25 protein-coding genes and 1 tRNA gene are annotated in these 25,803 nt (G+C 60.1%); 19 read left to right on the forward strand and 7 right to left on the reverse strand.

Going from position 1 to position 25,803, the window contains the following annotated elements; genetic code table 11:
• Positions 1 to 191: 191 nt before the first annotated feature.
• The 3 genes from trxA to WMO66_RS04420 are packed head-to-tail and all read right to left on the reverse strand — an operon-like array spanning position 192 to position 2,425.
• Positions 192 to 497: a thioredoxin gene (trxA, locus tag WMO66_RS04410; RefSeq protein WP_349135173.1), complete on the reverse strand. Its 306-nt coding sequence runs from the start codon at positions 495 to 497 to the stop codon at positions 192 to 194.
• Positions 469 to 822 carry a ferredoxin-thioredoxin reductase catalytic domain-containing protein gene (locus WMO66_RS04415; RefSeq protein WP_349135206.1) on the reverse strand — a complete coding sequence of 118 codons (354 nt, stop codon included), beginning with the start codon at positions 820 to 822 and terminating at the stop codon, positions 469 to 471. Before WMO66_RS04415 ends, trxA begins: the two co-directional genes overlap by 29 nt.
• Positions 815 to 2,425, reverse strand: a complete 1,611-nt coding sequence (locus WMO66_RS04420) for an ABC-F family ATP-binding cassette domain-containing protein (protein WP_349135174.1) — start codon at positions 2,423 to 2,425, stop codon at positions 815 to 817. Before WMO66_RS04420 ends, WMO66_RS04415 begins: the two co-directional genes overlap by 8 nt.
• 154 nt (positions 2,426 to 2,579) lie before the next feature.
• On the opposite strand from WMO66_RS04420, the gene htpG reads away from it, so the two are divergent.
• Positions 2,580 to 4,472, forward strand: coding sequence for a molecular chaperone HtpG (htpG, locus tag WMO66_RS04425; RefSeq protein ID WP_349135175.1), 1,893 nt, complete (start codon positions 2,580 to 2,582; stop codon positions 4,470 to 4,472).
• 138 nt (positions 4,473 to 4,610) lie between these two features.
• Here the strand turns inward: htpG and WMO66_RS04430 are convergent, their stop codons facing one another.
• Positions 4,611 to 5,270 carry a hypothetical protein gene (locus WMO66_RS04430; RefSeq protein WP_349135176.1) on the reverse strand — a complete coding sequence of 220 codons (660 nt, stop codon included), beginning with the start codon at positions 5,268 to 5,270 and terminating at the stop codon, positions 4,611 to 4,613.
• 45 nt (positions 5,271 to 5,315) lie between these two features.
• Here WMO66_RS04430 and WMO66_RS04435 point away from each other — a divergent pair, with 45 nt between their 5' ends.
• The 9 genes from WMO66_RS04435 to WMO66_RS04475 all read left to right on the forward strand — a co-directional run bounded on the left by WMO66_RS04435 (position 5,316) and on the right by WMO66_RS04475 (position 11,595).
• Positions 5,316 to 5,858 carry a YqeG family HAD IIIA-type phosphatase gene (locus tag WMO66_RS04435; protein WP_349135177.1) on the forward strand — a complete coding sequence of 181 codons (543 nt, stop codon included), beginning with the start codon at positions 5,316 to 5,318 and terminating at the stop codon, positions 5,856 to 5,858.
• The gene (locus WMO66_RS04440; protein ID WP_349135178.1) at positions 5,855 to 6,919 is read left to right on the forward strand and encodes a M24 family metallopeptidase; all 1,065 of its coding nucleotides are present in this window, start codon (positions 5,855 to 5,857) and stop codon (positions 6,917 to 6,919) included. The genes WMO66_RS04435 and WMO66_RS04440 overlap by 4 nt, the downstream gene beginning before the upstream one ends.
• 127 nt (positions 6,920 to 7,046) lie before the next feature.
• Positions 7,047 to 7,610, forward strand: coding sequence for an elongation factor P (gene efp / locus WMO66_RS04445; RefSeq protein WP_349135179.1), 564 nt, complete (start codon positions 7,047 to 7,049; stop codon positions 7,608 to 7,610).
• 29 nt (positions 7,611 to 7,639) lie between these two features.
• The gene (locus WMO66_RS04450; protein WP_349135180.1) at positions 7,640 to 8,059 is read left to right on the forward strand and encodes a CD1247 N-terminal domain-containing protein; all 420 of its coding nucleotides are present in this window, start codon (positions 7,640 to 7,642) and stop codon (positions 8,057 to 8,059) included.
• Between the two features lie 101 nt (positions 8,060 to 8,160).
• Positions 8,161 to 8,343: a hypothetical protein gene (locus WMO66_RS04455; protein WP_349135181.1), complete on the forward strand. Its 183-nt coding sequence runs from the start codon at positions 8,161 to 8,163 to the stop codon at positions 8,341 to 8,343.
• Between the two features lie 260 nt (positions 8,344 to 8,603).
• Positions 8,604 to 9,401 carry a phosphorylase family protein gene (locus WMO66_RS04460; RefSeq protein ID WP_349135182.1) on the forward strand — a complete coding sequence of 266 codons (798 nt, stop codon included), beginning with the start codon at positions 8,604 to 8,606 and terminating at the stop codon, positions 9,399 to 9,401.
• A complete protein-coding gene (locus WMO66_RS04465) occupies positions 9,398 to 10,126 on the forward strand; it encodes a phosphorylase family protein (RefSeq protein WP_349135183.1) in 729 nt (242 codons plus the stop codon). The genes WMO66_RS04460 and WMO66_RS04465 overlap by 4 nt, the downstream gene beginning before the upstream one ends.
• Positions 10,117 to 11,412, forward strand: coding sequence for an amidohydrolase family protein (locus WMO66_RS04470; RefSeq protein WP_349135184.1), 1,296 nt, complete (start codon positions 10,117 to 10,119; stop codon positions 11,410 to 11,412). The genes WMO66_RS04465 and WMO66_RS04470 overlap by 10 nt, the downstream gene beginning before the upstream one ends.
• Before the next feature lie 106 nt (positions 11,413 to 11,518).
• A tRNA-Val gene (locus WMO66_RS04475) sits at positions 11,519 to 11,595 on the forward strand.
• 248 nt (positions 11,596 to 11,843) lie between these two features.
• Here the strand turns inward: WMO66_RS04475 and WMO66_RS04480 are convergent.
• Together WMO66_RS04480 and WMO66_RS04485 are read right to left on the reverse strand one after the other, a co-directional pair.
• Complete coding sequence (locus WMO66_RS04480; RefSeq protein WP_349135185.1) at positions 11,844 to 13,292, reverse strand: APC family permease; 1,449 nt, start codon at positions 13,290 to 13,292, stop codon at positions 11,844 to 11,846.
• Positions 13,293 to 13,691: 399 nt separating this feature from the next.
• Positions 13,692 to 13,838 carry a hypothetical protein gene (locus WMO66_RS04485; protein ID WP_349135186.1) on the reverse strand — a complete coding sequence of 49 codons (147 nt, stop codon included), beginning with the start codon at positions 13,836 to 13,838 and terminating at the stop codon, positions 13,692 to 13,694.
• Between WMO66_RS04485 and WMO66_RS04490 the strand changes: the two genes are divergently transcribed.
• Complete coding sequence (locus tag WMO66_RS04490) at positions 13,830 to 15,467, forward strand: tryptophanase (protein ID WP_349135187.1); 1,638 nt, start codon at positions 13,830 to 13,832, stop codon at positions 15,465 to 15,467. The genes WMO66_RS04485 and WMO66_RS04490 overlap by 9 nt on opposite strands.
• 43 nt (positions 15,468 to 15,510) lie before the next feature.
• Here WMO66_RS04490 and WMO66_RS04495 read toward each other — a convergent pair whose 3' ends face one another.
• Entirely contained in the window at positions 15,511 to 16,428 is a 918-nt protein-coding gene (locus tag WMO66_RS04495) for a LysR family transcriptional regulator (protein ID WP_349135207.1), read from the reverse strand.
• Positions 16,429 to 16,568: 140 nt separating this feature from the next.
• Between WMO66_RS04495 and iorA the strand changes: the two genes are divergently transcribed.
• The 8 genes from iorA to speE all read left to right on the forward strand — a co-directional run bounded on the left by iorA (position 16,569) and on the right by speE (position 25,798).
• The gene (gene iorA, locus WMO66_RS04500; RefSeq protein WP_349135188.1) at positions 16,569 to 18,323 is read left to right on the forward strand and encodes an indolepyruvate ferredoxin oxidoreductase subunit alpha; all 1,755 of its coding nucleotides are present in this window, start codon (positions 16,569 to 16,571) and stop codon (positions 18,321 to 18,323) included.
• Between the two features lie 3 nt (positions 18,324 to 18,326).
• Positions 18,327 to 18,908 carry an indolepyruvate oxidoreductase subunit beta gene (locus WMO66_RS04505; protein ID WP_349135190.1) on the forward strand — a complete coding sequence of 194 codons (582 nt, stop codon included), beginning with the start codon at positions 18,327 to 18,329 and terminating at the stop codon, positions 18,906 to 18,908.
• A gap of 13 nt (positions 18,909 to 18,921) precedes the next feature.
• Complete coding sequence (locus WMO66_RS04510; RefSeq protein WP_349135191.1) at positions 18,922 to 19,842, forward strand: phosphate acyltransferase; 921 nt, start codon at positions 18,922 to 18,924, stop codon at positions 19,840 to 19,842.
• Positions 19,839 to 20,936 (forward strand): butyrate kinase, encoded by a 1,098-nt coding sequence (buk, locus tag WMO66_RS04515; protein WP_349135192.1) that lies wholly within the window; start codon positions 19,839 to 19,841, stop codon positions 20,934 to 20,936. The genes WMO66_RS04510 and buk overlap by 4 nt, the downstream gene beginning before the upstream one ends.
• The gene (locus WMO66_RS04520; RefSeq protein ID WP_349135193.1) at positions 20,933 to 22,108 is read left to right on the forward strand and encodes a pyridoxal phosphate-dependent aminotransferase; all 1,176 of its coding nucleotides are present in this window, start codon (positions 20,933 to 20,935) and stop codon (positions 22,106 to 22,108) included. The genes buk and WMO66_RS04520 overlap by 4 nt, the downstream gene beginning before the upstream one ends.
• A 601-nt stretch (positions 22,109 to 22,709) precedes the next feature.
• Complete coding sequence (gene speD / locus WMO66_RS04525; protein WP_349135194.1) at positions 22,710 to 23,474, forward strand: adenosylmethionine decarboxylase; 765 nt, start codon at positions 22,710 to 22,712, stop codon at positions 23,472 to 23,474.
• A gap of 1 nt (position 23,475) precedes the next feature.
• Entirely contained in the window at positions 23,476 to 24,936 is a 1,461-nt protein-coding gene (locus WMO66_RS04530) for an aminotransferase class I/II-fold pyridoxal phosphate-dependent enzyme (RefSeq protein ID WP_349135195.1), read from the forward strand.
• A gap of 4 nt (positions 24,937 to 24,940) precedes the next feature.
• Entirely contained in the window at positions 24,941 to 25,798 is an 858-nt protein-coding gene (gene speE / locus WMO66_RS04535; RefSeq protein WP_349135196.1) for a polyamine aminopropyltransferase, read from the forward strand.
• Positions 25,799 to 25,803 lie beyond the last annotated feature (5 nt).

The following is a 25,803-nucleotide window of genomic DNA, read 5'->3' on the forward strand; positions in this document are numbered from 1 at the left end:
ATCTTATCATTCGAAAAAGGCTGCAGGGCCCTCTCAGTCACCTGCGGTGACAGCTCTCCCAAAGGGAGAGCCAAGGGACTGTACCCCATTACATAGTATGTTGATATGAGAAATGGAGCGTATCTGTATCGATACGCTCCGTTGACTGTTTTATGAACACCCATCTAACCGTCCCGGTTTTTTGCGCTATGTTACAGGCCGAGCTTCTGCTCGAGCTGTTCTTTGGACTGCGCGCCGACGGCGGCAGCGACAACGGCGTTATCCCGCAGCAGCACGAGCATCGGGATGCTCTGCACGCGGAATGCCTGCGCCAGCGCCGGCTCTTCGTCGACATTGACCTTGCCGACGGCAATCTCGGGATGGGCCGCGGCGATCTCCTCGACAACGGGGGAGACCATGCGGCACGGGCCGCACCACTCCGCCCAGAAATCCAGCAGCACGGGCTTGTCCGCCCGCGCGACGAGCTCATCATAATTTGTCGCTGTGATCTTCAGCATGGGATGCTTCCTCCTTTATCGGATCTTTTGTTTTATAGTACAGCATGCAATGGCAGTACCCCTCAAAATCGGGATCCTTCATCTGCTCGCGGAATTCCTTGCAGATGCACTTGTTGTCCTCGGTCTTTTCGAGCCTGCAGGGACAGTAGCCCCCACGGCGGCGAAGCCCCTCGCGGATCTGCGCGACAAGCTCCTTATCTTCATTCAGACGGATGGCCATATGCGTCGCCTCTTTCTTTTTCGGGGCCGCATCCTTCCAGCGGCTCCTTTCTGATATTCCTATCGTATCACGGCGCGGCGAAGAATCGGTGACGGATTTATGAATTTTTCAGCGCCGCCTGATACTCCAGATACTCGTCGTATGTCCCGAGGCGGTCGCAGATCGTGCCGTCCGGGCGGAATTCAATGATGCGGTTCGCCACGGACTGCAGCATCTCGTGGTCGTGGCTGGCCAGCAGGATATTTCCCGGGAAGGCGATGAGGCCCTTGTTCACGGCTTGAATGGACTCCATGTCCAGATGGTTCGTCGGCTGATCGAGCAGGATCACGTTCGCTCCCGAGAGCATCATGCGCGAGAGCATGCAGCGGACCTTCTCACCGCCGGAGAGCACCTTAACGGATTTGAACACATCCTCGCCGGAGAACAGCATCCGCCCGAGGAAGCCGCGCAGATACACGTCATCCTTCTTTTCGGAGAACTGGCGCAGCCAGTCGACAAGCGTCTCGTCGTGGCCGTCAAAATACTCGCTGTTGTCCTTGGGGAAGTAGCTCTGCGACGTGGAAACGCCCCACTTGACCGTGCCCTCATCCGGCTCCAGCTCGCCCATCAGAATTTTGAACATGGTCGTCTGCGCGACCTCGTTCTCGCCGACAAAAGCGATCTTGTCGCCGCGGTTGACGATGAACGAAACCTTGTCCAGCAGCTTCACGCCGTCGACGGTCTTCGAGACGTCCGTCACGAACAGGATGTCCTTGCCGACCTCGCGCTCCTGCGTGAACCCGACAAAGGGGTAGCGGCGGGACGAAGCAGGCATCTCCTCGACGCTGAGCTTATCGAGCAGGCGGCGGCGGGCCGTGGCCTGTTTGCTCTTGGCCTTGTTGGCAGAGAAGCGGGAGATAAAGGCCTGCAGCTCGGCGATCTTTTCCTCATTGCGCTTGTTCTTGCTGCGAATGAGGTTCTGCATGAGCTGGCTCGACTCATACCAGAAGTCGTAGTTGCCGACATACATGCGGATCTTACCGTAGTCGATATCGACGATATGTGTGCAGACGGTATTCAGGAAATGGCGGTCGTGGCTCACGACGATGACAAGGCCGTTGTCCTCGTAGTCCAGGATGAAATTTTCCAGCCAGTTGATGGACTCAATGTCGAGGTTGTTCGTCGGCTCGTCGAGGAGGATAATGTCCGGCTGACCGAACAGGGCCTGTGCCAGCAGGACCTTGACCTTGACGCGGCCGTCGGTATCGGCCATACGGTCGTTGTGCAGCTCCACGGGCACACCGAGGCCCTGCAGGATGCGGCTGGCATCGGACTCGGCCTCCCAGCCGTTCAGCTCTGCGAACTCCGTCTCCAGCTCCGAAGCCAGCAGGCCGTCCTCATCGGAAAAATCAGGCTTGGCATACAGAGCGTCCTTCTGCTTCATGATATCATACAGGCGCTGGTTTCCCATGATGACCGTGTCGAGGATGGTATAGGCATCGTAACGGAACTGGTCCTGCTTCAGGACGGACATGCGCAGGCCCGGCTTGATGGAGATCGTGCCCTTCGTGGAGTCCAGCTCGCCCGAGAGCAGCTTCAGGAATGTGGACTTGCCCGCACCGTTTGCGCCGATCACACCGTAGCAATTGCCGGCGGTAAACTGCAGATCGACATGCTGGAACAGGAACGTTCCGCTATATTGCAGCGCAAGATCGCTGATCGTAATCATTGGAATCACCTCGGCAACAGTGTACCACAGATTCTGCAGAAAAGAAAGTGTAAAAAAATTGTGACAGCTCTTGCAAAACACGGAAAAGCGGCTATAATAGGATTTAGCACTCAGGCACTAAGAGTGCCAATACGAAATAAGGAAGTTGATCCATATGGAAAAGAAACAGTTTCAGGCAGAATCGAAACGCCTGCTGGACCTGATGATCAATTCGATCTATACACACCGCGAGATCTTCCTGCGCGAGCTGATCTCCAACGCCTCCGATGCCATCGACAAGCTGGCCTATCAGGCCCTGACGGACGACACCGTCGGCTTGAGCCGCAGCGACTTTGCCATTCATCTGGCAGCGGATGAGGGAGCGCGCACGCTGACCGTTTCCGATAACGGCATCGGCATGACCCGCGAGGAGATGGAGGAGAACCTCGGTACCATCGCTCACAGCGGCTCACTCCGCTTCAAGAAGGAAATGGAGAAGAGCGACGATATCGACATCATCGGTCAGTTCGGCGTCGGCTTCTATGCCGCATTCATGGTCGCCGAGAAGGTCACGGTTATTTCCCGCCGCTTCGGCAGCGACGAAGCCTGGAAGTGGGAGTCCGAGGGCGCAGACGGCTACACCATGGAGCCGTGCGAGCGCGCAGCCGCCGGTTCCGACGTCATCCTGACGCTCAAAGCCGACACGGACGAGGACAAGTATTCCGATTATCTGTCCGAATACCGCCTGCGCAGCCTTGTCCGCAAGTATTCCGACTACATCCGCTATCCGATCCGCATGGAGGTCTCCAGCCAGAAGCTCGTGAACGAACCGAAGGAGGGCGAGGAGCCAAAGTATGAGACCGTCCGCGAGGAGCAGACGCTCAACTCCATGATCCCGATCTGGCAGAAGGCCAGGAAGGACGTCACAGAGGAAGAATATAACAACTTCTATCACGAGAAATTCTTTGACTATGAGAAGCCGCTGAGCGTGCTGCACTTCGGCGTCGAGGGCGCCGTGACCTATAAGGCCCTGCTGTATATCCCGGCAAAGGCCCCGTACGACTTCTACACCCGCGACTATAAGGCCGGTCTGCAGCTTTATTCCTCCGGCGTGCTCATCATGGAAAACTGCGCCGACCTGCTGCCGGAGCACTTCCGCTTCGTCCGCGGCGTGGTCGACACGCAGGACCTGAGCCTGAACATCAGCCGCGAGATGCTGCAGCACACGAGAGAGCTGAAGGTCATCGCCGCCAACCTCGAAAAGAAGATCAAGGCCGAGCTGGAGCGCATGCTGAAGGACGACCGTGAGAAATATGAGACATTCTATGCCGCCTTCGGCCGCCAGCTGAAGTTTGGCCTCGTCTCGGATTACGGCATGCACAAGGACCTGCTGCAGGACCTCGTGGAGTTCCGTTCCGACAAAGAGGGGAAGGACATCACGCTCAAGGAATACTGCGACGCCATGCCCGAGTCCCAGAAGCACATTTACTTTGCCACCGGCGACAGCGCTGCGCGCCTTTCGCAGCTTCCGCAGACCCAGCTGCTGCGCGAGCGTGGCTTCGACGTGCTGCTCATGACGGAGCAGGTCGACACGTTCATTCCGCAGACGCTCAATACCTACGCCGAGCATGAGTTCCGCAACATTCTGACCGACGATCTCGACCTTGCGACCGAGGAGGAGAAAAAAGCCGCCGAGGAGAAGGCCAAGGCCTTCCAGTCCGGCGTGGACTTCCTGAAGGAGAGCCTCGGTGAGAAGGTCAAGGACGTACGCGTTTCGACGGAGCTGGGCAGCCATGCCGTGACTATGGTCCCGGACGGCGGCATGAGCTTCGAGATGGAGAAGTACATGCACACGGTCGACCCGTCGTCCGATTATCACTGCGGCCGCATTCTGGAGGTCAACCCGGAGCATCCGCTGCTGCAGCGTCTGTCCGAGAGCAGGGAAGCCGATCCGGAGCGCGCCAAAAAGCTGGCTGAGCTTCTCTACGATCAGGGCCTGCTGATGGCAAACCTCCCGCTCGAAGACCCGACGGCCTATACGGATCTCGTCTGCGAGCTGATCGGCTGAGCCAAGTCCATCTCTGCGTAAAGCGCGAAACAGAATATGCTCCCTCTATGAGAGACAGTGAAGTAAAGATCACCATCCTCATATGGGGAGCATTTCTATGCCGCACACGGAAAAGCTGCGCGCAGCCGCATCCCGGTCTTATCCATCCCGCTCCGGGAAAAACGGCTGGAGCTCCTGCCACAGGCCGATGGCGCAGCGGCAGCCATGTGCCGCTGCGTGCGCCAGCTTCTGCCGGAGCGACTCCGGCGTGTCAAAGTAGCGCAGGCCTGCCGTGCTTTTCTCGCAGCTGCACAGCGCGGCCGGGAGCATGCCGCCGGGATAGGGGAGCGGCGGGGCCGGAAGCTCTGCCGCCCACGGCGTCAGCTCCAGCGCCCAGCCGTTCGGGAAGCGCCGCTCCGCCGACCGGACAAAGCCGTCCCATGCATTGCAGGGCCGCAGGCAGGAGAGGACCGGCAGCGCTTCCGGCGCAAAGGCGTGATAAGCCGCGGGCAGCAGCATCGGGGCATTCCCGAGCCGCCGCTGCAGGCCCTGCGCCACGGCGCGGTGCACGGGGCCGGGCGTGCGCAGAAAATCCAGACAACACCCCCCGCCGCACCGGGCTGCAAGCCGGTCCAGCGTCTCCTCCGGAACGCGCTGCGGCAGGACGGCATCGTCGATGACGGCCATATGTCCCTGCAGCGGGCACGCCGGGATGCGGGCCCCGCCATCCGGCAGAAAGCCGAGGCCGAGCACGGCGGCCCGGCCGGTAAATGTTGCAATTTCTTTACAATTTGCCGCCAAATACACCGGAACAGGCAATAGACAAACCTCCCCCTGCGTGCTATAATAAGGAGGACCCTGAACATGGGAACCTCAGAATCAACCTATGGAATACCCGAGGAGAATATGCTGTCATTTTTACCTGACTTCATTTTCCAAACCATCACGCAGATCCGCCCGGCATTTCTTCGCGAGCACGGCGTCCGCCTCCTGCTGATGGACTTCGACAACACCATGCTTCCCTACACGACGGACCGGCCGGAGCAGCCGCTTCTGGACTGGATCGCCGGGATGCAGGATGCAGGCATCACGCTTTGCATCGTCTCCAACAGCCACAAGCAGCGCGTGCCGCATTTCTCGCAGCAATATCACGTTCCCTGCGTGACGCATGCCGCCAAGCCCGGCACACGCGGCATCCGGGAGGCCATGGCCCGCTACGGAGCCGCTCCGCAGCAGACCGCACTCGTGGGCGACCAGATCTATACCGATGTGCTCGGCGCAAAGCGCGCCGGGATCACGGCGATCGCCGTGCGATCCATTCATAATCATACCGTCTGGCTGAAGCTGCGGCACCTGCTGGAGCTGCCGTTTCTTGCCATGGCGCGAAAAAGGAGAGTAGAAACATGACCAATCTGGAAAAATACCGTTCTCTGCTGCACGACGGCGTGCAGGGCCTTCTGCTGACCTCGCGCTACAGCCGCATGTATGCGGCGGAATTTGACATCGCCGAGGGCGTTGCCGTTGTCTCCGCGCAGGGCGCTCGCTATTTCACCGACAGCCGCTACATCGAGTCCGCGCAGAAGAACCTCAAGGGCTTTGAGGTCGTGGAGATCGGCCTGAACAATCCGATGATGCAGGCGCTGAAGGCCACACTGGACGAGTTCGGCGTGGAGACGCTCGGCTTTGAGGACGAATATCTCACCGTCGCAGAGCTCAACGGCTTTGAGGCCGCGCTTCCCGTCAAGTTCGTTCCGCTGCAGAAGGAGATCAACGCCTTCCGCGCCAGCAAGGAGGACTGGGAGCTTGCCCGCATGCGCAAGGCGCAGGAGATCACAGATCGTGCCTTCACCGAGGTCTGCACTCGCATCCACACCGGCATGACCGAGAAGGAGCTCGAGGCCGAGCTGATCTACTGCCTGTATAAGAACGGCGCAGAGGGCCTGTCCTTTGACCCGATCGTCGTCTCCGGACCGAACACGAGCATGCCGCACGGCGTCGCCGGGAGCCGCGTCCTGCAGGACGGCGACTTCGTGACCATGGACTTCGGCGTGCTGTATCAGGGCTACTGCTCCGATATGACCCGTACCGTCGCCCTCGGCCATGCAACCGAGGAGATGCGTAAGGTCTACGACACCGTCCTGCGCGCCCAGCTCGCCGGTATTGCGGCCAGCCACGCAGGAGCGAGCGGCAAGAGCATCGACGGCGCTGCCCGCGACATCATCACGGAGGCCGGCTACGGCCCGTATTTTGGCCACAGCTATGGCCACAGCCTCGGTCTCGAGATCCACGAAGCGCCGAACTGCACCCCGCGCAACGAGAACCCGATCCCTGCCGGCGCTGTGTGCTCCGCAGAGCCGGGCATCTACATTCCGGGCAAATTCGGCGTCCGCATCGAGGATGTCGTGATTTTCCGCGAGGGCGGCTGCGAGGTCATCACGCACAGCCCGAAGGAGCTGACCATCCTTTAAGCGGTGATAACTCAGAGAAATTTGCCGAAAGACTTGAATTTCTTTGACAAATCGGTTAAAATAGAAACGCATTTTTTTACCTTCGGAACAGATATGGTATTCGAGAGGAACACAGGAGGATAAACCAATGATTTCAGTCAGTGATTTCCGGAACGGCGTTACGTTTGACATGGACGGCAAGGTGATGCAGATCATCGAGTTCCAGCACGTCAAGCCCGGCAAGGGTGCAGCCTTTGTCCGCGTCAAGATGCGCAATGTCATCACCGGCGGCGTTACCGAGACGACGTTCAACCCGAACGACAAGTATCCCACCGCTTACATCGAGCGCAGAAAGATGGACTATTCCTATAACGACGGCAACCTGTATTATTTTATGGATCCGGAGACGTTCGAAATGACGCCGGTCGACGAGAACATTCTCGACGCCAGCTTCAAGTTCGTCAAGGAGAACGACCAGTGCACGATCCTGTCCTACAAGGGCAGCGTGTTCAGCGTCGAGGCTCCGAACTTTGCCGATCTCGTCGTCACGAAGACCGAGCCGGGCCTTGCAGGCAACACCGCCACCAACACGCTGAAGCCCGCTACGCTTGAGACCGGTGCCGAGGTCCGCGTGCCCCTGTTCATCAACGAGGGCGACAAGATCTCCATCGATACCCGCACGGGCGAATATCTGGGCCGCGCCAAGGGCTGATCCGGCCCACATCTGGAAAGGAGAACGCTATGAATCTCTCTGAAAAGTCCGCATATCTGAAGGGCCTGATGGACGGCCTGAAGCTGGACCAGGAGGCCCCCGAGGGCAAGATGATCTCCGGGATCGTCGAGCTGCTGCAGGAGGTCACCGGTGCAATTGGCGATCTGCAGGAAAACGCCGAGGCTGTCTCGGATGAGCTCGATGAGATTGAGGATGATCTCGATGCCATCGAGGATTACCTGATGGACGACGATGACGAAGAGGACGGCTTCATGGACGACGACGGCGAAGACTTCGACTATGACGACGACACCATGTATGAAGTGACCTGCCCGAAGTGCGGCGAGGTTCTCCATCTGGACGAGGAGACGCTCCTCAACGATTCCGTCGACTGCCCGAAGTGCGGCGAGCCGCTCGAGTTCGAGTTCGACGAGGACGACGGTCTCTGATCCTCATACGCAAAACGCAGGCGCGAAGCAGATCCCTCTGCTCCGCGCCTGTTTGCACATCGGGCTGTACTGCGGCATAGTCTGGCCGGGAGGTGAGTGCCATGCGGCAGCGGCTTGAGCGGCTTCTTTGCGTCAAGTCTCTTGTGACGATCGCCCTGACCGTCGTATTCTGCAGGCTGGCCGTGACGGGCGCAGTCAGCGCGCAGCAGTTCCTCACGATCTTTACGGTCGTGATCTCGTTTTATTTCGGCACGCAGGTGGAGCGGCGTTTGGCCGGCGGCTGAATACAGCAAATCCCCGGCCGTCCGAGGGGGATGGACGACCGGGGATCCGCTACAGAAATGAGAGAGGGGAAAATAAAAAGAGAGATAAAAATGAAAAGATGGACCAGTAAGCCCGTTACCGCGGCAGGTTCGGTATCGTTCTTACGAGTATGAGTATACCGGGGACATTTGAAAAATCTATGAACGAAGTCGGAATAAATTGAGAATCCGCAAAATTTGTCGAACGCGCGCAGTCTATCACAGATAATTTGGAGGAGCCTATGAAAAAAGCCTACCTGACCCTTGACCCGCCGCGCGAGCCGAACGGCACCCTCTGCCGCACCGGCCTGCGCCACTCCGCGCCCGTTGTGCTTCTGCCGGGTGATCCGCAGCGCAGCCGCAAGATGGCCGTGCTGTTCGCAGAGGCCTCGTTTACGGCCCACCGGGGCACATTTGCGACCTATACCGGCAAAACACCGGGCGGCGCGGATATCGCCGTCACAAGCAGCGGCATGGGCTGTGCCTGCGTTGCCGCCGCACTGGAGGAGCTTGCTGCCGCGGGAGCGGAGGCCGTTATCCGTGTGGGCACCTGCGGCGGCGTGCAGCCCGATCTGGCCCCGGGGACCATCGTCATTGCCAGTGGCTGCGTCCGCGGCGAGGGCGCAAGCTATGAGCTTGTGCCGCCGGAATTCCCGGCCGTTGCGGACCCGCTGCTCGTCCGCGCGCTGTGCAGCGCTGCGCAGGAGCTGGACGAGCCCGTGCGCGTCGGCCTGTACCGCAGCCACGATGCGTTCTATATGGAGTCCAAGGCCGCTCATCCCGGTCTGCGGGAACGTATGCAGAAATGGATCGACACCGGCGTACTCGTCGTAGAGAACGAGTCCGGCCTGCTTTTCACCTATGGCCACCTGCTCGGCCTTCGCGCCGCGAGCATCTGCGTCGCGCTCGGCTCCATGTTCGCAGACCCGAACGCCAACGTCTACGGGGCCTATGCCGACCCGGAGCATCTGGCGCGCCGGATCGAAACTGCCACGCGCATTGCCATGCGCGCAGCCGAGCAGCTGGAGGGAACGAAATGAGCTTTGGAAGTCAGAAACTTGTCCATACAGACGGCACGATGCACCACCTCGGCATCGATGCCGTGACGCCGCGCGTCATCCTTGTGCCGGATCCGCAGGAGGTCCCGCTCTATGCCGCGCTGTTGGAGAATCCCGTGCAGCAGAGCTGCTATCGCGAATATGCGACCTGGCGAGGCATATGGCGCGGCGAACCGCTCACGGTGATGAGCTGCGGCTTCGGCTGCATGCCCATGGCCATCGCCGTGGAGGAGCTGCACCATCTCGGCGCGGAGTCCCTCATCAAGATCGCGGCCTGTCCCGCCATCCAGCCGGAGCTGGAGCCGGGCACGCTGCTGGCAGCCTCCGGCGCGGTCCGCGGTGAGGGCGCGACGCGCGAATACATCGACCCGTCCTATCCCGCCGTGGCGGATATGCCCCTGCTCGGCGCGCTGCTGAGCTGCGGCGTACCCGATGCAGGCCTGTTTCGCAGTCACGACTGCACCTCGCTCGAGACGCCGTGGGCTCCCGGCGGCCCGGCGCGCATTGCCCGCTGGGCAGAGCTTGGCGTCAGTGCGCTGGACGGCGAGACGAGCGCCCTGTTCGTGCTGGCATCCATTCTCGGCATGCATGCGGCCTCGCTGGCCTATCTTGCAGAAAACTATGCAACCGGTGCAGCCGCCCCGATGGACGCACAGGCGCGCGGGCGGCTGTTCACGGCTGCGGCGGAGGCACTGCGATGCTGCTGATCCGCGGGGCAATGCTCCCCGATTTCGAAACAGGAACGACCACGCAGGCCGACGTCCTCATCCGGGACGGCCGCTTTGCGGCGATCGCACCCCATCTGGAGGCCGATTGCCCCATTGTCGAGGCATCTGGTCTTCTGATGCTGCCCGGCATGGCTGATCTGCACACGCACATGGTGCAGAGTCTGACGCAGGGCCCGCTCGACGACCTGAACATCACGCAGTGGCTCACGCGCATGCTCCAGGCACAGTGGTCGCTCACGGAGGACGAGTGGTACTATGGCGTGCTGCTCGGCTGTCTGCGGAGCATCCGCTATGGCGTGACGGCCATCAATGAAATGACCTACTATCCGCACATCGACGCTGTTGTGCAAGCCTATCAGGACGCCGGTCTGCGCGTGACCTTCGGCATCGGCGCGACGGATATCGCCGAGAACGACCAGATCCGCGTCACGCCGGTGGACGAATGCCTGCGGCAGGCGGAGGAGCTGTACCACAAATGGCACGGCAGGGGACTGCTGCGCACGGCTGCCGTGCCGCAGGGACGTCCGGCCTGCACGCCGGAGCTAATGCGGGCCCTCAAGCAATTTGCGCGCGAGCGCGGCCTGCTCTACCACACACATCTCGCTGAGGGGAAGGCCGAGACGGAACGTATCCGAGCTTGGACCGGCCGCGGAGAGGCGGAGGAGCTGGCGCATCTCGGTGTCTTGGATGAGTCCACGATTCTTGCGCACTCCATCTGGCTCACGCAGGAGGAGATCACGCTGCTGGCACAGTCGCACGCCGTTGTGGCGCACTGCCCCTCGACAAATATGAAGCTGTCGGACGGTGCGCCGCCCATTGCGGAGTTGCTGGCATCCGGCGCGCGCGTCGGCTTCGGCTGCGACGGCGAGGCCTCCAGCGCAAACCGTGACCTGCTGCGCGAGGCTCGGCTCGGCAGCTACCTGCAGAAGGTCCGCACGCTTGACCCGACAGTACTCCCGGCAGGGCAGTGCTACGCCATGCTGACGGAGCAGGGGATGCGTGCGCTCGGCTATCGAGACGTCGGCCGTATTGCAGAGGGCTGGCAGGCGGATTTCTCCCTTGTGCGGACGGAGACACTGTGCACGGTGAACCGGCGTCGCATTCTGACGAATCTGCTCTATGCCGGAAGCGGCGAGCAGATCGACAGCGTCTATGTGCAGGGCAGGCCGCTTCTCCGGAACGGGCAGTTCGTGCACCATGATCTGGAGCATATCCTGCAGCGCTGTGAGGAGATCACGGCGCGCATTGAGCGCACACTGGCATAGCATATTCCCCGGCAGGCCAAAACACACCTGCCGGGGAACCAATTTTCCGGTCTGTGAAAAATAGGGCTTGATTTTTTCAGATCCTGTGCTATAATATTCGTGCTACGGAGGCTTAGCTCAGCTGGTTAGAGCGCCTGCTTCACACGCAGGAGGTCGATGGTTCGAGTCCATTAGTCTCCACCAGGATATAGAAACCCGGACGTTCCCGATTATGGGATGGTTCGGGTTTTCTGTTTTATCGATCCTCGCCAAAATCGCCGGACTCATCGATGAAAGCTCAGCTCTCTCAGATCTATATGCAGAATACCTTGTGACAGTCGGCAGGGTCTTTGTCCCTTTTTTCAGTATTTATTATTCATTCATATACGCAGAGTCCCCTCCGCACCGTTCTGATGCAGAGGGGACTCTGTTTCTCATTAGAGCAAACCGGCTCAGACGCCAGCGGCCCGCACGGTGCGCTGCGTTCTGCGGTTGAGCAGACCGCCGAGCACCATCACAAAGGCGAACACGATAAGATACCAGAAACAGCCCATGCCATGGCTGACGAGACAGGCAATGACCATGAAGACCGAGCCGCAGATGGCAAGGATCGGCAGGATATAGTGCTGCCAGACGGAGGTGCCCTTCTGCTTGCGGATCCACTGGATGAACACCGGAATATAGAGCGCATAGATCGTGATGATCGGCAGCTCCGTCGGGTCAAACAGGAAGGGGACGCTCTCGAAGATCGTGCCCGTGAAGACCGTCTTGTGGCTCCAGGTGCCGGCGAGGTTGGACAGGTAGAAGTACAGACCCCAGAAGCCGCACAGCAGCAGGCCCATGACGGCGGAGTTGTTGGGCATATTCGTGTGCTCATCGACGCGGGAGAACATATGGGTGGCCGGGCCTTTGCCGCGCGCTGCAACAGAATAGACGCCGCGGCAGCAGGCGAGCATCAGACCGTTCATCGTGCCGATGCAGGAGATGGCGATGAAGAGGTTCAGGATGTTGCCGATGACGTTGCCGAAGATGTTCGTAAAGGCAACGGTCGCGCCCTTTTCGATCAGCTCCGCGTTCGATGCACCGCCGGTCACGCCGATGTAGTACAGCAGGTAGGTGGCGATGACGATGATGCCGCCGACTGTGAGGGCTTTCGGAAGATTGCGCTTCGAATCCTTCAGCTCGGAGTTGATGGTTGTTGCAATGATCCAGCCCTCATAGGCAAAGGAGGTTGCGCAGACGGCTGCGAAGAGGATGCTGCCCTTGCTGCCCACAACGGCGAGGGGAGGGGCGACAAAGTTCTCCGTCAGCTGACCCGAGGCGAGACCGGCAATGACGCCGACGATCGCCATGACGCCGAGCGGGATGAGCTTGATGACCGTGGTGGATGCCTGGATCTTGCCTGCGAGCTTCGGAGAAAGCGCGTTGACGGCATAGGAGCAGCAGAGGTAGAACAGCATGAGCGCGATGCACTCCGGGCCGACCACAACGCCGCCCTCGTTGATGTGGATGAGCAGCGGCATATTCGGGAACATCGTCGTGAGGAACACGAGCGTATAGCGGGCGGAGAGCCATGCCAGAGCCGCCGTCAGGGACGGATAATAGATCGTGGACAGGAACCAGCCCATATAATAGCCGTATTTCGGGCCGACCGTCGCTTCGGCATAGTCCACGATGCCATTGACCTTTTCATATTTCTGGGACATACCGGCGAATGTGAGGATGCAGGCGAGCATGATTGCGCCGCCGATGAGCCATGCGATGACGCCGAGCGGCATATCACCGTTTGTGATCTGGAGGATGGTCTGTGCCTTGAAGAAAACGCCGGAACCGATGACAATGCCAACAACCATGCAAATTGCGGTGAAAAGGCCGTATTTGCGTTCCAATTTGTTATTCATGAGAATACTTCCTTCCTGAAACCTGAAATGAGTGGCGCGAATACAAAACGTACCGTCGAACAGAGGGATCAACGAACCGCCGCCTGGCGGTGGAAGGGAAACCGGTCGCAGAGAAAATGATCATCAGAGCTTCGACATTATGTGCAACGGCAATTCCTCCCTTGGTGTGCGAAATCTTTCTGGTGGCATCATATCATGAACAAAAAACGATGTCAAGAGGATATATTTTTTGGACAACTTTAACATATAATGAGAAATCATCCACAAGTTACAAGTGTTACAAATCCTTTCTGTTTTAAAATTGCAGATTTTCCGGATACAATGCGAAATTTCATTCATTCGGAGTTTTGTCCATGAGCGGCGGACGTGAAAAATTTCTCCGTTGACAAACGGTCCGTTTCATGGCATGATGATGGGGAGGCGGCGGATCAGCCGCGCGCCCGATACTGTCCGCCAGTCGCCACTGCAGCCCTGCCGCAGGTCGATGACCGGGGTATCCAGAATCACGGCGCTCTGCGCCGAATCATGGAGGTCAGTATGAATCACGAAGAATATCCCCTGAACGTTGCTACCCCGCGCTCCTTTACTTATGTCACGCGGGACATCCCCCGCGTCACCGCTGCGCAGCGCGAACGCGCCCTCAAGGCCACGCACTACAATGAATTTGCCTTCCCCGCAGGCATGCTGACGGTGGACATGCTCTCCGATTCCGGCACGACGGCCATGACCGATGTGCAGTGGTCAGCCATGTTCCTCGGCGACGAATCCTACGGCCGCAACAAGGGCTACTACGTCCTGCTGGACGCCCTGCGCGACTGCTTCGAGCGCGGCAACGATCAGAAGCACGTCATCGATCTCGTCCGCACGAACTGCAAGGACATCGACCGCATGATGGACGAGCTGTATCTGTGCGAATATGAGGGTGGCCTGTTCAACGGCGGCGCCGCGCAGATGGAGCGCCCGAACACGTTCATCCTGCCGCAGGGCCGCGCCGCAGAGGCCGTCCTGTTCGAGCTCGTGCGCAAGATCCTCGGCCAGCGCCATCCCGGCAAGGTCTTCACCATTCCCTCGAACGGCCACTTCGACACGACCGAGGGCAACATCAAGCAGATGGGCTCTATCCCGCGCAACCTCTACAACAAGGAGCTGCTCTGGGAGGTCCCGGAGGGCGGCACCTATGAAAAGAACCCGTTCAAGGGCAACATGGACACTGAAAAGCTCGAGGAGCTCATCGTAAAGCTCGGGCCGGAGAACGTTCCGCTCGTCTACACGACCATCACGAACAATACGGTCTGCGGCCAGCCCGTCTCGCTTGCCAACCTGCGCGAGAGCAGCCGCATCGCCCATAAGTACGGCATCCCGTTCATGCTCGATGCCGCGCGCTGGGCCGAGAACGCCTACTTCATCAAGGTCAATGAGGAAGGCTGCGCCGACAAGTCCATTGCGGAGATCGCAAAGGAAATGTTTGCCTGCTGCGACGGCTTCACGGCCTCGCTGAAGAAGGATGGCCACGCAAACATGGGCGGCATTCTGGCCTTCCGCGACCGCGGCCTGTTCTGGAAGAACTTCTCGGACTTCAACGAGGATGGCACGGTCAAAAACGACGTTGGCATCCAGCTCAAGGTCAAGCAGATCTCCTGCTACGGCAACGACTCCTACGGCGGCATGTCCGGCCGCGATATCATGGCGCTGGCCGCCGGTCTGTATGAGTGCCAGAACTTCGACTATCTCGACCAGCGCGTCAAGCAGTGCGAATATCTGGCGCAGGGCTTCTACAAGGCCGGTGTCAAGGGCGTCGTCCTGCCCGCAGGCGGCCATGGCGTCTACATCAACATGGACGAATTCTTCGACAACAAGCGCGCGCCGGAGAGCTTCGCGGGTCAGGGCTTCTCCATCGAGCTCATCCGCCGCTACGGCATCCGTACGGCAGAGCTTGGCAACTATTCCATGGAGTACGACCTCAAAACCCCGGAGCAGAAGGCGGAGGTCTGCAATGTCGTCCGCTTCGCCATCAACCGCAGCCAGCTGACGCAGGAGCACATGGACTATGTCATCGCCGCCGTGAAGGCGCTGTATGAGGACCGCGAGTCCATTCCGAACGTCCGCATCGTCAAGGGCCACGATCTGCCGATGCGCCATTTCCACGCCTTCCTCGAAACCTATCCGAACGAGTAATAAAAATAACGACCGCACCGGCAGCGCCGGTGCGGTTTTTATATCAAGTACATGGCGAGATGCAGCGCTCACAGGCCGTTCCACGCCTGCGGCAGACACCGCAGAGATAGGAGCGGAACAGCTGTACGTCCTTTTTCTTCATGCCGCTCTGCAGGCAGATGAATTTCAGCGATACAAAGGTCTCCGGGTGCAGCGGCACGGCCGACACGCCGTAGTAGGATGCGAACGACTCCGGCCCGAGCACGACGCCCATGCCGTCGCGCACAAGGCGCATGTTCGTCTCGATGCCGTCGGAGCGGTAAACACGGCTGAGAGAAATGCCATATTCCTGGCAGGTGCGGCGGAGCATGCGGTCTTCTGCGGAGTTTTCAAGGCCGGAGATCATGTTGCAGCCCTGCAGATCGCCGAACGACAGCCAGGGGAGGGCCGCACGGGGATCGTCCGGCGACATGAGCACGCACTGGCGCTCCTGCACAAGGTCGCAGACGAACAGGGAAGGGGCGCCCTCCTCTCCGGCGGGCAGGCGGTCGAGCGCCAGATCGATGGAGCCGTCGCGCAGACCCGCCAGCACGTCGAGCCCGGCCTCCGTGACGAACGTCACATCGATCTCGGGGTGGCTGTCAAAATAGCGCGCAATATCCTGAAACAGCCGGTTGGAGTACACACGCGCGCCCATACCGATGCGCAGCCTGCGCCCGCGCCGTCCGTCCGGCTTAACGGCGCTGCAGAGCCTCTGCCACTGCTCCGCGACCGGCCGGGCCTCCCGGCAGAACGTCTCGCCCGCTGCCGTCAGCGTCAGCCCGCGGGGCGTGCGGACGAACAGGGGATAGCCAAGCTCGCCCTCGAGCCGCTGGATCTGCTGCGACAGCGCCGATTGGGAAATAAACTGCCGCTCTGCGGCCGCCGAAATGCTGCGGCAGTCCGCGATCTCCAGCACATAGAGCACCTGCGCGATCGTCATAGGCACATTCCCCCTCCTTCATGCTATAAGCAAATCTAATATCGTTATTATATTATCGTGTTTTACAATTTTCAAGTCTTTGCATAAAATTAATTTGTACGAATTGCGTAGAAGCACTTCGCAGAAAGGTGGTAATCGCATTGGATCGAATTCTGTTCTCCGGCAACGAAGCCATTGCGCGCGGCGCCTATGAAGCCGGCGTAAAAGTCTGTTCCGCTTATCCCGGTACCCCCAGCACGGAGGTATTCGAGGCGCTGCCCCAGTATCGTAATTCGCTTTACTGTGAGTGGGCGCCGAACGAAAAGGTCGCGACGGAAGTGGCCTACGGCGCAAGCCTCGCAGGTGTGCGCAGCCTCTGTGCGATGAAGCATGTCGGTGTCAACGTTGCGGCAGACCCCATTTTCACGGCTGCCTACAACGGCGTCGGCGGCGGCTTCGTCATTGTCTCCGCAGACGATCCCAGCATGCACTCCTCCCAGAACGAGCAGGATAACCGCCACTATGCCCGCGCAGCGAAGCTGGCCATGGTCGAGCCGTCCGATTCGCAGGAATGCCTGGACTTCATGCGTGAGGCCTACCGCATTTCCGAGCAGTTCGACATTCCCGTGCTCTTCCGCACCACGACGCGCGTGGCGCACTCCAAGAGCATCGTGACATTCGGCGAGCGTGAGGAGCAGGAGGCCAAGCCCTATGCCCGCAACACGCGTAAGAACATCGCCTCCCCGGCAAACGCCTTCCTGAACCATCCGAAGCTGGAAAAGACGCTCGAGGCTCTTGAGGCCTACGGCTGCACGTCCCCGCTGAACCGGATGGAGCTGAACGGTACGAAGGTCGGCGTCATCTCTGCCTCCATTGCCTATGAATATGCGAAGGACGCCTTCCCGGCCGACACGTCCTTCCTGAAGCTCGGCCTGACGAATCCGCTGCCGATGGACCTCATCCGTTCGTTCGCAGAGAAGGTCGAGAAGCTCTACGTCATTGAAGAGCTTGATGATTTTATGGAATCCCAGATCCGCGCTGCCGGCATCGCCTGCGAGGGCAAGAACCTGACCGGCAAGCTCTATGAGCTGAATCCGCAGCTTCTGAAGGAGCGCATCTTCGGCCGGAAGGCTGAGACGGTCGACGTCGGCGTCTCCGCCGTGTCCCGTCCGCCCGCACTGTGCCCGGGCTGCCCGCACCGCGGCTTCTTCTACACGATGTCCCGGCACAAGGACTTCGTGATCTCCGGCGATATCGGCTGCTATACTCTCGGCGGTTCCGCGCCCCTGAGCGCGCTGGACAGCGTCGTGTGCATGGGCGGCGGCTTCAGCATCGGCATGGGCATGTCCAAGGCCTTCGAGCTGACCGGTCAGACGGACCGCAAGGTCTTCGGCGTCATGGGCGACTCGACGTTCTTCCACAGCGGCATGACCGGCGCGGCCGAGATCATCTACAACAAGGGCAACCTCATCCCCGTCGTGCTCGACAACTCCATCACCGGCATGACCGGCCATCAGGAGAACCCCGGCAGCGGCCGCAACCTGCAGGGCGACATCGCCGAGGCCCTGAAGATCGAGGACATCCTCGCCGCCTACGGCTACAAGAATATTTACATCGTCGATCCGCAGGATCTTGAGGCCATGGAGCAGGCCGTGCAGAACGCGCTTGCCTCCGAGGTCCCCGCTGCCATCATCACGCGACGCCCGTGCCTGCTCATCAAGCGCATCAAGCACGACATCGGCCAGTGCGTGGTGGACGAAGAAAAGTGCGTCGGCTGCAAGCGCTGCCTGAAGGTAGCCTGCCCGGCCGTCACCATCCGCGACAAGAAGGCCCACATCGATCCGAACCAGTGCGTCGGCTGCACGGTCTGCGCGCAGGTCTGCCCGAAGGGCGCCATTTCCAGAAAGGAGAACTGAGCCATGAAAGCAACAAAGAGCGCACTCCTTGTCGGCGTCGGCGGTCAGGGCGCCATCCTGACGGCCAAGGTCCTGGTCAACGGCCTGATGAAGGCGGGCTATGACGTCAAAATGTCCGAGGTGCACGGTATGAGCCAGCGCGGCGGCAGCGTCTCCACGCAGGTGCACTGGGGCGAAAAGGTCTATTCTCCCGTGATCGGCAAGGGCGCGGCGGACATCATCGTCGCATTCGAAAAGATGGAAGCTGTCCGCTATGCGGACTATCTGAAGCCTGACGGCGTTGCCGTCATCAACGATTACGAGATCGCATCTTCGAGCATTGCCGCCGGTCTGTGCGAGTATCCCGACGGCTGTCTCGAGGCCATGCAGCAGCATTTTCGCTGCCATGTACTCAAGGCGGGCGAGATCGCCGAGCAGCTCGGCAATGCCAAATGCATGAACATCGTGCTCTTCGGCTCCATGGCCAAGGCGCTCGGCATGGACGACATCGATTGGGAAGCCGTCATTGCCGAGACCGTCCCGCCGAAATTCCGCGAGCTGAACCTGCGCGCCTACCGCGCCGGGCATGATGCCGTGCAGCTTTAAGATCGGAGGAACCATGATCCACAGCTTTACCGAGCTTCGGGAAAGGGCCGGCGCAGTCCGGCCCCAGACCGTTGCCGTTGCATGCGCGCATGACGCGCACACCCTCGAGGCCGTGCTGCACGCCGCGCAGGAGGGCATTCTGAACTATCTGCTCATCGGCCACCCGGAGGAGATTCTCTCCATCGGCCGCAGCCTCGGCCACGCCATCGCGCCGGAGACCGTCATCCCCGCTGCGACGGACGAAGAGGCGGCCGCCATCGCCGTTTCTCTCGTGCGCGAAGGCCGCGCAGGCTTCCTGCAGAAGGGCCTGATGCAGACGGCGACCATTCTGAAGGCCGTCGTCAACAAGCAGACCGGCATCGGTCTCGGCCGCCCCATGTCCCATGTGGCGCTGCTGGAGCTGCCGGGCTACCCGAAGCTGCTCGGCGTGACGGACGGCGGCATGATCCCGAATCCGGATCTGGAAGGGAAGAAGGCCATTGCGCACAACGCCGTCGCCATGTTCCACGGCCTCGGCTATGAGCGCCCGCTCGTCTCTGCCGTCTGCGCGGCGGAGAACGTCAGCCCGAAGATCATCGAGACCGTCGATGCGGCGGCGTTGAAGCAGGCTGCGCTCGAGGGAACGTTCGGCTCGTGCTATGTAGAGGGCCCCATTTCGCTCGATCTGGCCCTCAGCCGCGAGTCCGCGCAGATCAAGGGCTATGAAAGCCCCGTGACCGGCGAGACGGATATTCTGCTCGTGCCCGGCATGGCGGCAGGCAACATGATGGTCAAGTCGCTCGTCCTGTTCGCCGGGGCCAGAATGGTCGGCGTCGTCACGGGTGCAAAGTGCCCCATCGCACTCAATTCCCGCAGCGCGAGCTTTGAAGAGAAGTACCATTCGCTGCTCGTCTGTGCACTGATGAGCAGCAGCCGCGAGGAGAATGCAGAATGAAGCTTTTGATCATCAATCCCGGCTCCACCAGCACGAAGCTGGCGCTCTACGACGGGGCGAAGAAGCTTCTGCAGGAGAATCTGGAGCATGATGCCGCTGCACTGCAGCAGTATCATGGCATCGGCGATCAGGTGCCGATGCGTCTGGCCGTCATCCGCGATTTCCTCGACCGCAGCGGCGTGCATCCGGAGGAGCTTGCAGCCGTTATTGGCCGCGGCGGCCTTGTCTTCGGCCTGAAGACGGGCGGCTACCTTGTGAACGAAGACCTGTGCCATGCCCTTGTGGACGACGACCTCAGCCAGCCGCACGCCTCGAACCTCGGCGGCCTGCTGGCCCGCGAGATCGCTGCGCCGCTCGGCATCCCCGCCTATATCTACGACGCTGTGACGTCGGGCGAGCTGACGGACGTTGCCAAGATCACCGGCTTTGTCGATATTGAGCGCCGCAGCTTCTGCCATGTGCTCAACAGCCGCGCCATGGCCCTGCGCTATGCGCGTGAGCACGGCAAGCACTATGAGGAGCTGAATCTCATCGTCGCGCACCTCGGCGGCGGCATCTCTGCCAGCGTGCACCGCCACGGCGAGATCATCGACTCCGTCGGCGACGACGACGGCCAGTTCTCCCCGGAGCGCTCCGGCTGCGTGCCCTCGCTCGGGCTCATCAAGCTCTGCTATTCCGGCAAATATACCTATGAGGAAATGCGGAAAAAGATCCGCGGCCGCGGCGGCATGTATGCCCACCTTGGCACGAGCGACTGCCGCGTCATCGAGCAGATGATCCGCGACGGCGACCGCCATGCCGACCTGATCTTCCAGGCGCAGGCCTATCAGATCGCCAAGGCCATCGGCCTGCTGTCCATCGTGCTCAAGGGCGACTGCGACGCCATCATCCTGACGGGCGGCGTGGCCAACTCCAAAATGCTGACGGAGCGTGTGGAGGACTACGTCAAATTCATCGCGCCGGTCTGCGTCATGCCCGGTGAAAACGAAATGGAGGCGCTGGCCCTCGGCGGCATGCGCATCCTGCAGGGCGAGGAAAATGCCCGCATCTATCATATTTTAAACGGAGTAAATGGAAAGGAGGGGCAGGGATGATCTCGGAGAGCCTTGTCCATTTGGGAGAAAAGAAGTCCGGCATCCGCGAGCTGTTCGAGTACGGCCTCCGTCAGGCAGCCGTCGTCGGAAAGGAAAATGTCTATGACTATTCGCTCGGCAATCCCTCCGTACCCGCGCCGGAGGAGGTCGCCTCCATCATCCGCGAGCTTCTGGAGGGCGACAGCCTTGCCCTGCATGGCTACACGCCCGCAGGCGGCGCGAAGGAGGCCCAGCAGGCCGTTGCCGACGACCTGACGCAGCGCAGCGGCGATACGATCCGCCCGGAGAACATCTTCTTCACCTGCGGCGCGGCCCCGGCCCTTGTCGCCGTCCTCCGCGCGCTGGCCGTAGAAGATGCCGAATTCGTCGCCATTGCCCCGTATTTCCCGGAATATCAGGTCTTTGTGTCCTACAACGGCGGCAAATTCGTCGAGGTCCCGCCCGATACGAAGAATTTCCAGGTCGATATCGCCGCTGTGGAGCGCGCGCTCACGCCGCACACGCAGGCCGTTCTGGTCAATTCTCCGAACAATCCCTCCGGTGTGATCTACAGCCGCGAGACACTCACGGCCCTCGGAGCCCTGCTCGAGCGCAAGAGCGCGGAATACGGCCACCCGATCTATATCATTGCCGACGAGCCCTATCGTGAGTTGGTCTATGACAATGCCGAAGTCCCGTATATCCCCGGCATCTACCGCGATACCGTCATCTGCTATTCTTACTCCAAGTCGCTGTCCATGCCCGGCGAGCGTATCGGCTACGTCTGCATCCCCGACAGTGTGACGGACAGCGCCAAGCTGCATGCCGCAGTCGCCGGTGCTTCCCGCGCCTTTGGGCATGTCTGCGCACCGTCTATGATGCAGCGCGTTATTGCCCGCGCAACGGGCCTGCGCCCCGACCTCGAGGCCTATGACAAGAACCGCCACACGCTCTACAACGCGCTGACGGAAATGGGCTATGAGTGCGTGAAGCCGGAGGGCGCGTTCTACATGATGGTCAAGGCCCCGGGCGGTGATGCCCACGCCTTCTCCGAGCGCGCCAAAAAAGAAAATCTGCTGCTTGTCCCGGCGGACAGCTTCGGCTGCCCCGGCTTCTTCCGCATCAGCACCTGCGTCGATCCCGCCATGATCCAGCGGAGCCTTCCCGCATTCCGGCGCGTCCTGCAGGACTAAGGCGGGATGCCCATCTCGATACTGCACCCTCAGCGGCATGGTCCTCGCCGGGCCATGCCGCTGCGGCGGGTGATCGAACGCGAAAGGACACCCTGACGGTTTCCTTTCACACTTTTCTTCCCTTCGAAACTATTGACTTGGCATTCTTGGATAGCCTGAGCGGCATGGTCCTCATCGGGCCATGCCGCTATTTCTGATTCCGTATTCCGTATCTTTTCCAATTTTTTGTCGAATTCCTTCCCGCATTTTCTTGACACGATCCGGAAATCATGATAGTATTAACAAGTATGGAAAGCAGTAAGCCTTGCGCGCTGCGCAAGGGGGTTTCAGCAGTCTTTCCACATGGCGGCAACGCCTTATTGATGGAGTTAAAAGCTCAAATTTTATAAGTTGGTAACTTTATAACCGGTGCGAAAGCACATCAACTTGTGAAACGGTCAATAAGAGTAGTAAAAGTAATCTTTGCTATATAGACTCTGAAACCTGTCATTTTTGTCCTGCTGCGGCGGCGCGAGATCGCGTCCGCCGGGAATGCGCTATGCGGCAAGTGAGGGGTTCACTTGCCGTTTTTTGATCTTTCCGGGGAAATGGGGGAGCTTCCATGGAAAATAAGCTGAAGCTGTATGGGTTCAATAACCTGACAAAGGCGCTGAGCTTTAACATTTACGACGTCTGCTATGCCAAGACCGAGCGCGAGCAGCAGAAGTATATTGCCTATATCGATGAGCAGTATAACTCTGACCGTCTCGTGAAGATCCTGACGAACGTCTCGCAGATGATCGGCGCAGAGGTCCTGAACATCTCCAAGCAGGATTATGATCCGCAGGGCGCTTCCGTCACGCTGCTTCTGGCCGAGGATGCCGCCATCAAGCGCGCGGATAGCCGTCTCGTGCTCGGTCACCTCGATAAAAGCCATGTTACAGCGCACACTTACCCGGAATACCACCCCGAGACCTGCATCGCCACGTTCCGCGTGGACATCGACGTGGAGACCTGCGGGGAGATCACGCCGCTTTCTACTCTGGATTATCTAATCGGCAGCTTCGATTCCGACATCATCACGCTGGATTACCGCGTGCGTGGCTTTACGCGTGACGTGTCTGGGAAAAAGCTGTTTATCGACCATGACATCACGTCGATCCAGGACTATATCGACGCCAAAATTCTGGCACGTTACGATGCCATCGACATCAACGTCTATCAGGCGAACCTCTTCCACACGAACATGCTCATCAAAGAGCTGGATCTGCAGAACTACCTGTTCAACGTGGATGCCAACGAGCTTCCGCCTCAGACCCGGCTGGACATCAGCTCCAGTCTGCGGCGCGAAATGATCGAGATCTTCAGCGGAAGGAACATCTATTGATATGGAAAACCAGCTTTCTCAGGCACGCGCGCCGATCTTCGAGGCTTTGCGTGCCTTTTCCAAAGAGCGCGTCGTTCCGTTCGATGTGCCGGGCCACAAGCACGGGAAGGGGAATCCGGAGCTGACGGAGTTCCTCGGGCAGGCCACAATGGATGCCGACGTCAACTCCATGAAGCCACTCGACAACCTCTGCCACCCGGTGTCCGTCATCCACGACGCCGAGGTGCTGGCAGCGCAAGCCTTCGGTGCAGCACATGCTTTCTTCATGGTCAGCGGAACGACCGGCTCCGTGCAGGCCATGATCCTGAGCGTGTGCAAAAGGGGCGACAAGATCATTATGCCGCGCAATGTGCACCGCAGTGCCATCAATGCGCTCGTGCTGTGCGGTGCCGTGCCGGTCTATGTTAATCCGGGCGTCGATCCGCAGCTCGGCATCGCGCTGGGCATGTCGCTTGCCGACGTGGAGCGCGCCATCGAGGCCAATCCGGACGCGAAGGCTGTTCTCGTGAACAATCCGACGTATTACGGCGTCTGCTCTGATCTGCGCAGCATCGTGAGGCTGGCCCACGCACACGGTATGCGCGTGCTGGCAGACGAGGCCCACGGCACGCATTTTTCGTTCTCGGACGCGCTGCCCGTTTCCGCCATGGCGGCGGGGGCGGATATGGCGGCCGTCAGCATGCACAAGTCCGGCGGCAGCCTGACGCAGAGCTCCATGCTGCTCATCGGTCCTGCCATGAGCGAGGGCTATGTCCGCGCCGTGATCAACCTGACACAGACGACAAGCGCATCGTACCTACTGCTGGCAAGCCTGGACATTTCGCGCCGGAATCTGGCCCTGCGCGGGCAGGAGACCATGGCGCGCGTCGCTGCGCTGGCGGAGTATGCCCGCGCGGAGATCAACGCCATCGGCGATTACGATGCGTTCTCCAAAGAGCGCATCAACGGAACGAGCTTTTTCGACTTCGACATCACGAAGCTGTCCGTCCACACGCTCGGGCTCGGCCTAGCCGGGATCGAGGTCTATGATCTGCTGCGCGACGAGTATGGCATCCAGATCGAATTCGGCGACATCGGCAACATTCTGGCCTATGTGTCCGTCGGCGACCGCGAGCGCGAGATCGAGCGCCTCGTCAGCGCCATGGCCGATCTGCGCCGTCGCTTCAAGCGTACCGGTACGGCCGGTATGCTGACGCAGGAATACATTCCGCCGCAGGTCGTGCTTTCCCCGCAGGACGCGTTCTACGGCCGGAAGGTCCGTCTGCCGCTGGAGCAATGCGAGGGCCGCGTCTGCGGCGAGTTCGTCATGTGCTATCCGCCCGGCATCCCCATCCTTGCGCCGGGCGAGCGCATCACGCGCGACGTACTGGACTATATCACCTATGCCAAGGCCAAGGGCTGCAACCTGACCGGCCCGGAGGACCTGCACACCGAATACCTGAACGTGCTGACAAAGGAGTGAGACAATGGAGCTTTGGTTTACGGAGCGGCATACGCCGTATGTGAATTTTTCCATCAAGGTCGAGCGCCAGCTCTATACGGCGCAGAGCGAATTCCAGCGGATCGACGTGTTCGAGTCGCGGGAATTCGGCCGCTTCCTGACGCTTGACGGCTATATGATGCTGACGGAGAAGGACGAGTTCATCTATCATGAGATGATCACGCACATCCCCATGGCCGTCCACCCGAATCCCGAGAATATCCTCGTCATCGGCGCGGGTGACGGCGGCGTCGTGCGCGAGCTGACGCGCTATCAGTCGCCGAAGTGCATCGACCTCGTCGAGATCGACGAGCTGGTCATCGAGGTCTGCCGTAAGTATCTGCCGAAGACGGCCTGCCGTCTCGACGACCCGCGCGTTCATATCCATATTGCAGACGGACTGAAATTCATCCGCTCCTGCGAGAACAAATACGACCTCATCATCGTGGACTCCACGGACCCGTTTGGCCCCGGTGAGGGCCTGTTCACAAAGGAATTCTACGGCAGCTGCTATAATGCCCTGCGCGAGGACGGCATCATGGTCAATCAGCACGAAAGCCCGTTCTATGCCGCCGATGCGGCTGCCATGCAGCGTGCGCACAAGCGCATCGTGGAATGCTTCCCCATCAGCCGCGTCTATCAGGCGCATATCCCGACGTATCCGTCCGGCCATTGGCTGTTCGGCTTTGCCTCGAAGAAATACCATCCCGTCACGGACTTCAATCCGACGGCCTGGACGCTTCTTGGCCTTTCTACCCGCTATTACAATGCGAAGCTGCACCGCAGCGCCTTCTCCCTGCCGACGTATGTCGAGGAGCTGCTGCGCGATGTGGAGCCGCAATAAGGAGA

Source organism: Faecousia intestinalis (genome assembly GCF_040096185.1).
Lineage (GTDB): Bacteria > Bacillota > Clostridia > Oscillospirales > Oscillospiraceae > JAZOXB01.

Bases quoted from the DNA above. Each gene is read 5' to 3' on its own strand.
- trxA (WP_349135173.1), bottom strand. From the start codon at position 497: ATGCTGAAGATCACAGCGACAAATTATGATGAGCTCGTCGCGCGGGCG.
- WMO66_RS04420 (WP_349135174.1), bottom strand. From the start codon at position 2,425: ATGATTACGATCAGCGATCTTGCGCTGCAATATAGCGGAACGTTCCTG.
- htpG (WP_349135175.1), top strand. From the start codon at position 2,580: ATGGAAAAGAAACAGTTTCAGGCAGAATCGAAACGCCTGCTGGACCTG.
- WMO66_RS04435 (WP_349135177.1), top strand. From the start codon at position 5,316: ATGGGAACCTCAGAATCAACCTATGGAATACCCGAGGAGAATATGCTG.
- WMO66_RS04440 (WP_349135178.1), top strand. From the start codon at position 5,855: ATGACCAATCTGGAAAAATACCGTTCTCTGCTGCACGACGGCGTGCAG.
- efp (WP_349135179.1), top strand. From the start codon at position 7,047: ATGATTTCAGTCAGTGATTTCCGGAACGGCGTTACGTTTGACATGGAC.
- WMO66_RS04450 (WP_349135180.1), top strand. From the start codon at position 7,640: ATGAATCTCTCTGAAAAGTCCGCATATCTGAAGGGCCTGATGGACGGC.
- WMO66_RS04455 (WP_349135181.1), top strand. From the start codon at position 8,161: ATGCGGCAGCGGCTTGAGCGGCTTCTTTGCGTCAAGTCTCTTGTGACG.
- WMO66_RS04460 (WP_349135182.1), top strand. From the start codon at position 8,604: ATGAAAAAAGCCTACCTGACCCTTGACCCGCCGCGCGAGCCGAACGGC.
- WMO66_RS04465 (WP_349135183.1), top strand. From the start codon at position 9,398: ATGAGCTTTGGAAGTCAGAAACTTGTCCATACAGACGGCACGATGCAC.
- WMO66_RS04470 (WP_349135184.1), top strand. From the start codon at position 10,117: ATGCTGCTGATCCGCGGGGCAATGCTCCCCGATTTCGAAACAGGAACG.
- WMO66_RS04480 (WP_349135185.1), bottom strand. From the start codon at position 13,292: ATGAATAACAAATTGGAACGCAAATACGGCCTTTTCACCGCAATTTGC.
- WMO66_RS04490 (WP_349135187.1), top strand. From the start codon at position 13,830: ATGAATCACGAAGAATATCCCCTGAACGTTGCTACCCCGCGCTCCTTT.
- WMO66_RS04495 (WP_349135207.1), bottom strand. From the start codon at position 16,428: ATGACGATCGCGCAGGTGCTCTATGTGCTGGAGATCGCGGACTGCCGC.
- WMO66_RS04505 (WP_349135190.1), top strand. From the start codon at position 18,327: ATGAAAGCAACAAAGAGCGCACTCCTTGTCGGCGTCGGCGGTCAGGGC.
- WMO66_RS04510 (WP_349135191.1), top strand. From the start codon at position 18,922: ATGATCCACAGCTTTACCGAGCTTCGGGAAAGGGCCGGCGCAGTCCGG.
- buk (WP_349135192.1), top strand. From the start codon at position 19,839: ATGAAGCTTTTGATCATCAATCCCGGCTCCACCAGCACGAAGCTGGCG.
- WMO66_RS04520 (WP_349135193.1), top strand. From the start codon at position 20,933: ATGATCTCGGAGAGCCTTGTCCATTTGGGAGAAAAGAAGTCCGGCATC.
- speD (WP_349135194.1), top strand. From the start codon at position 22,710: ATGGAAAATAAGCTGAAGCTGTATGGGTTCAATAACCTGACAAAGGCG.
- WMO66_RS04530 (WP_349135195.1), top strand. From the start codon at position 23,476: ATGGAAAACCAGCTTTCTCAGGCACGCGCGCCGATCTTCGAGGCTTTG.
- speE (WP_349135196.1), top strand. From the start codon at position 24,941: ATGGAGCTTTGGTTTACGGAGCGGCATACGCCGTATGTGAATTTTTCC.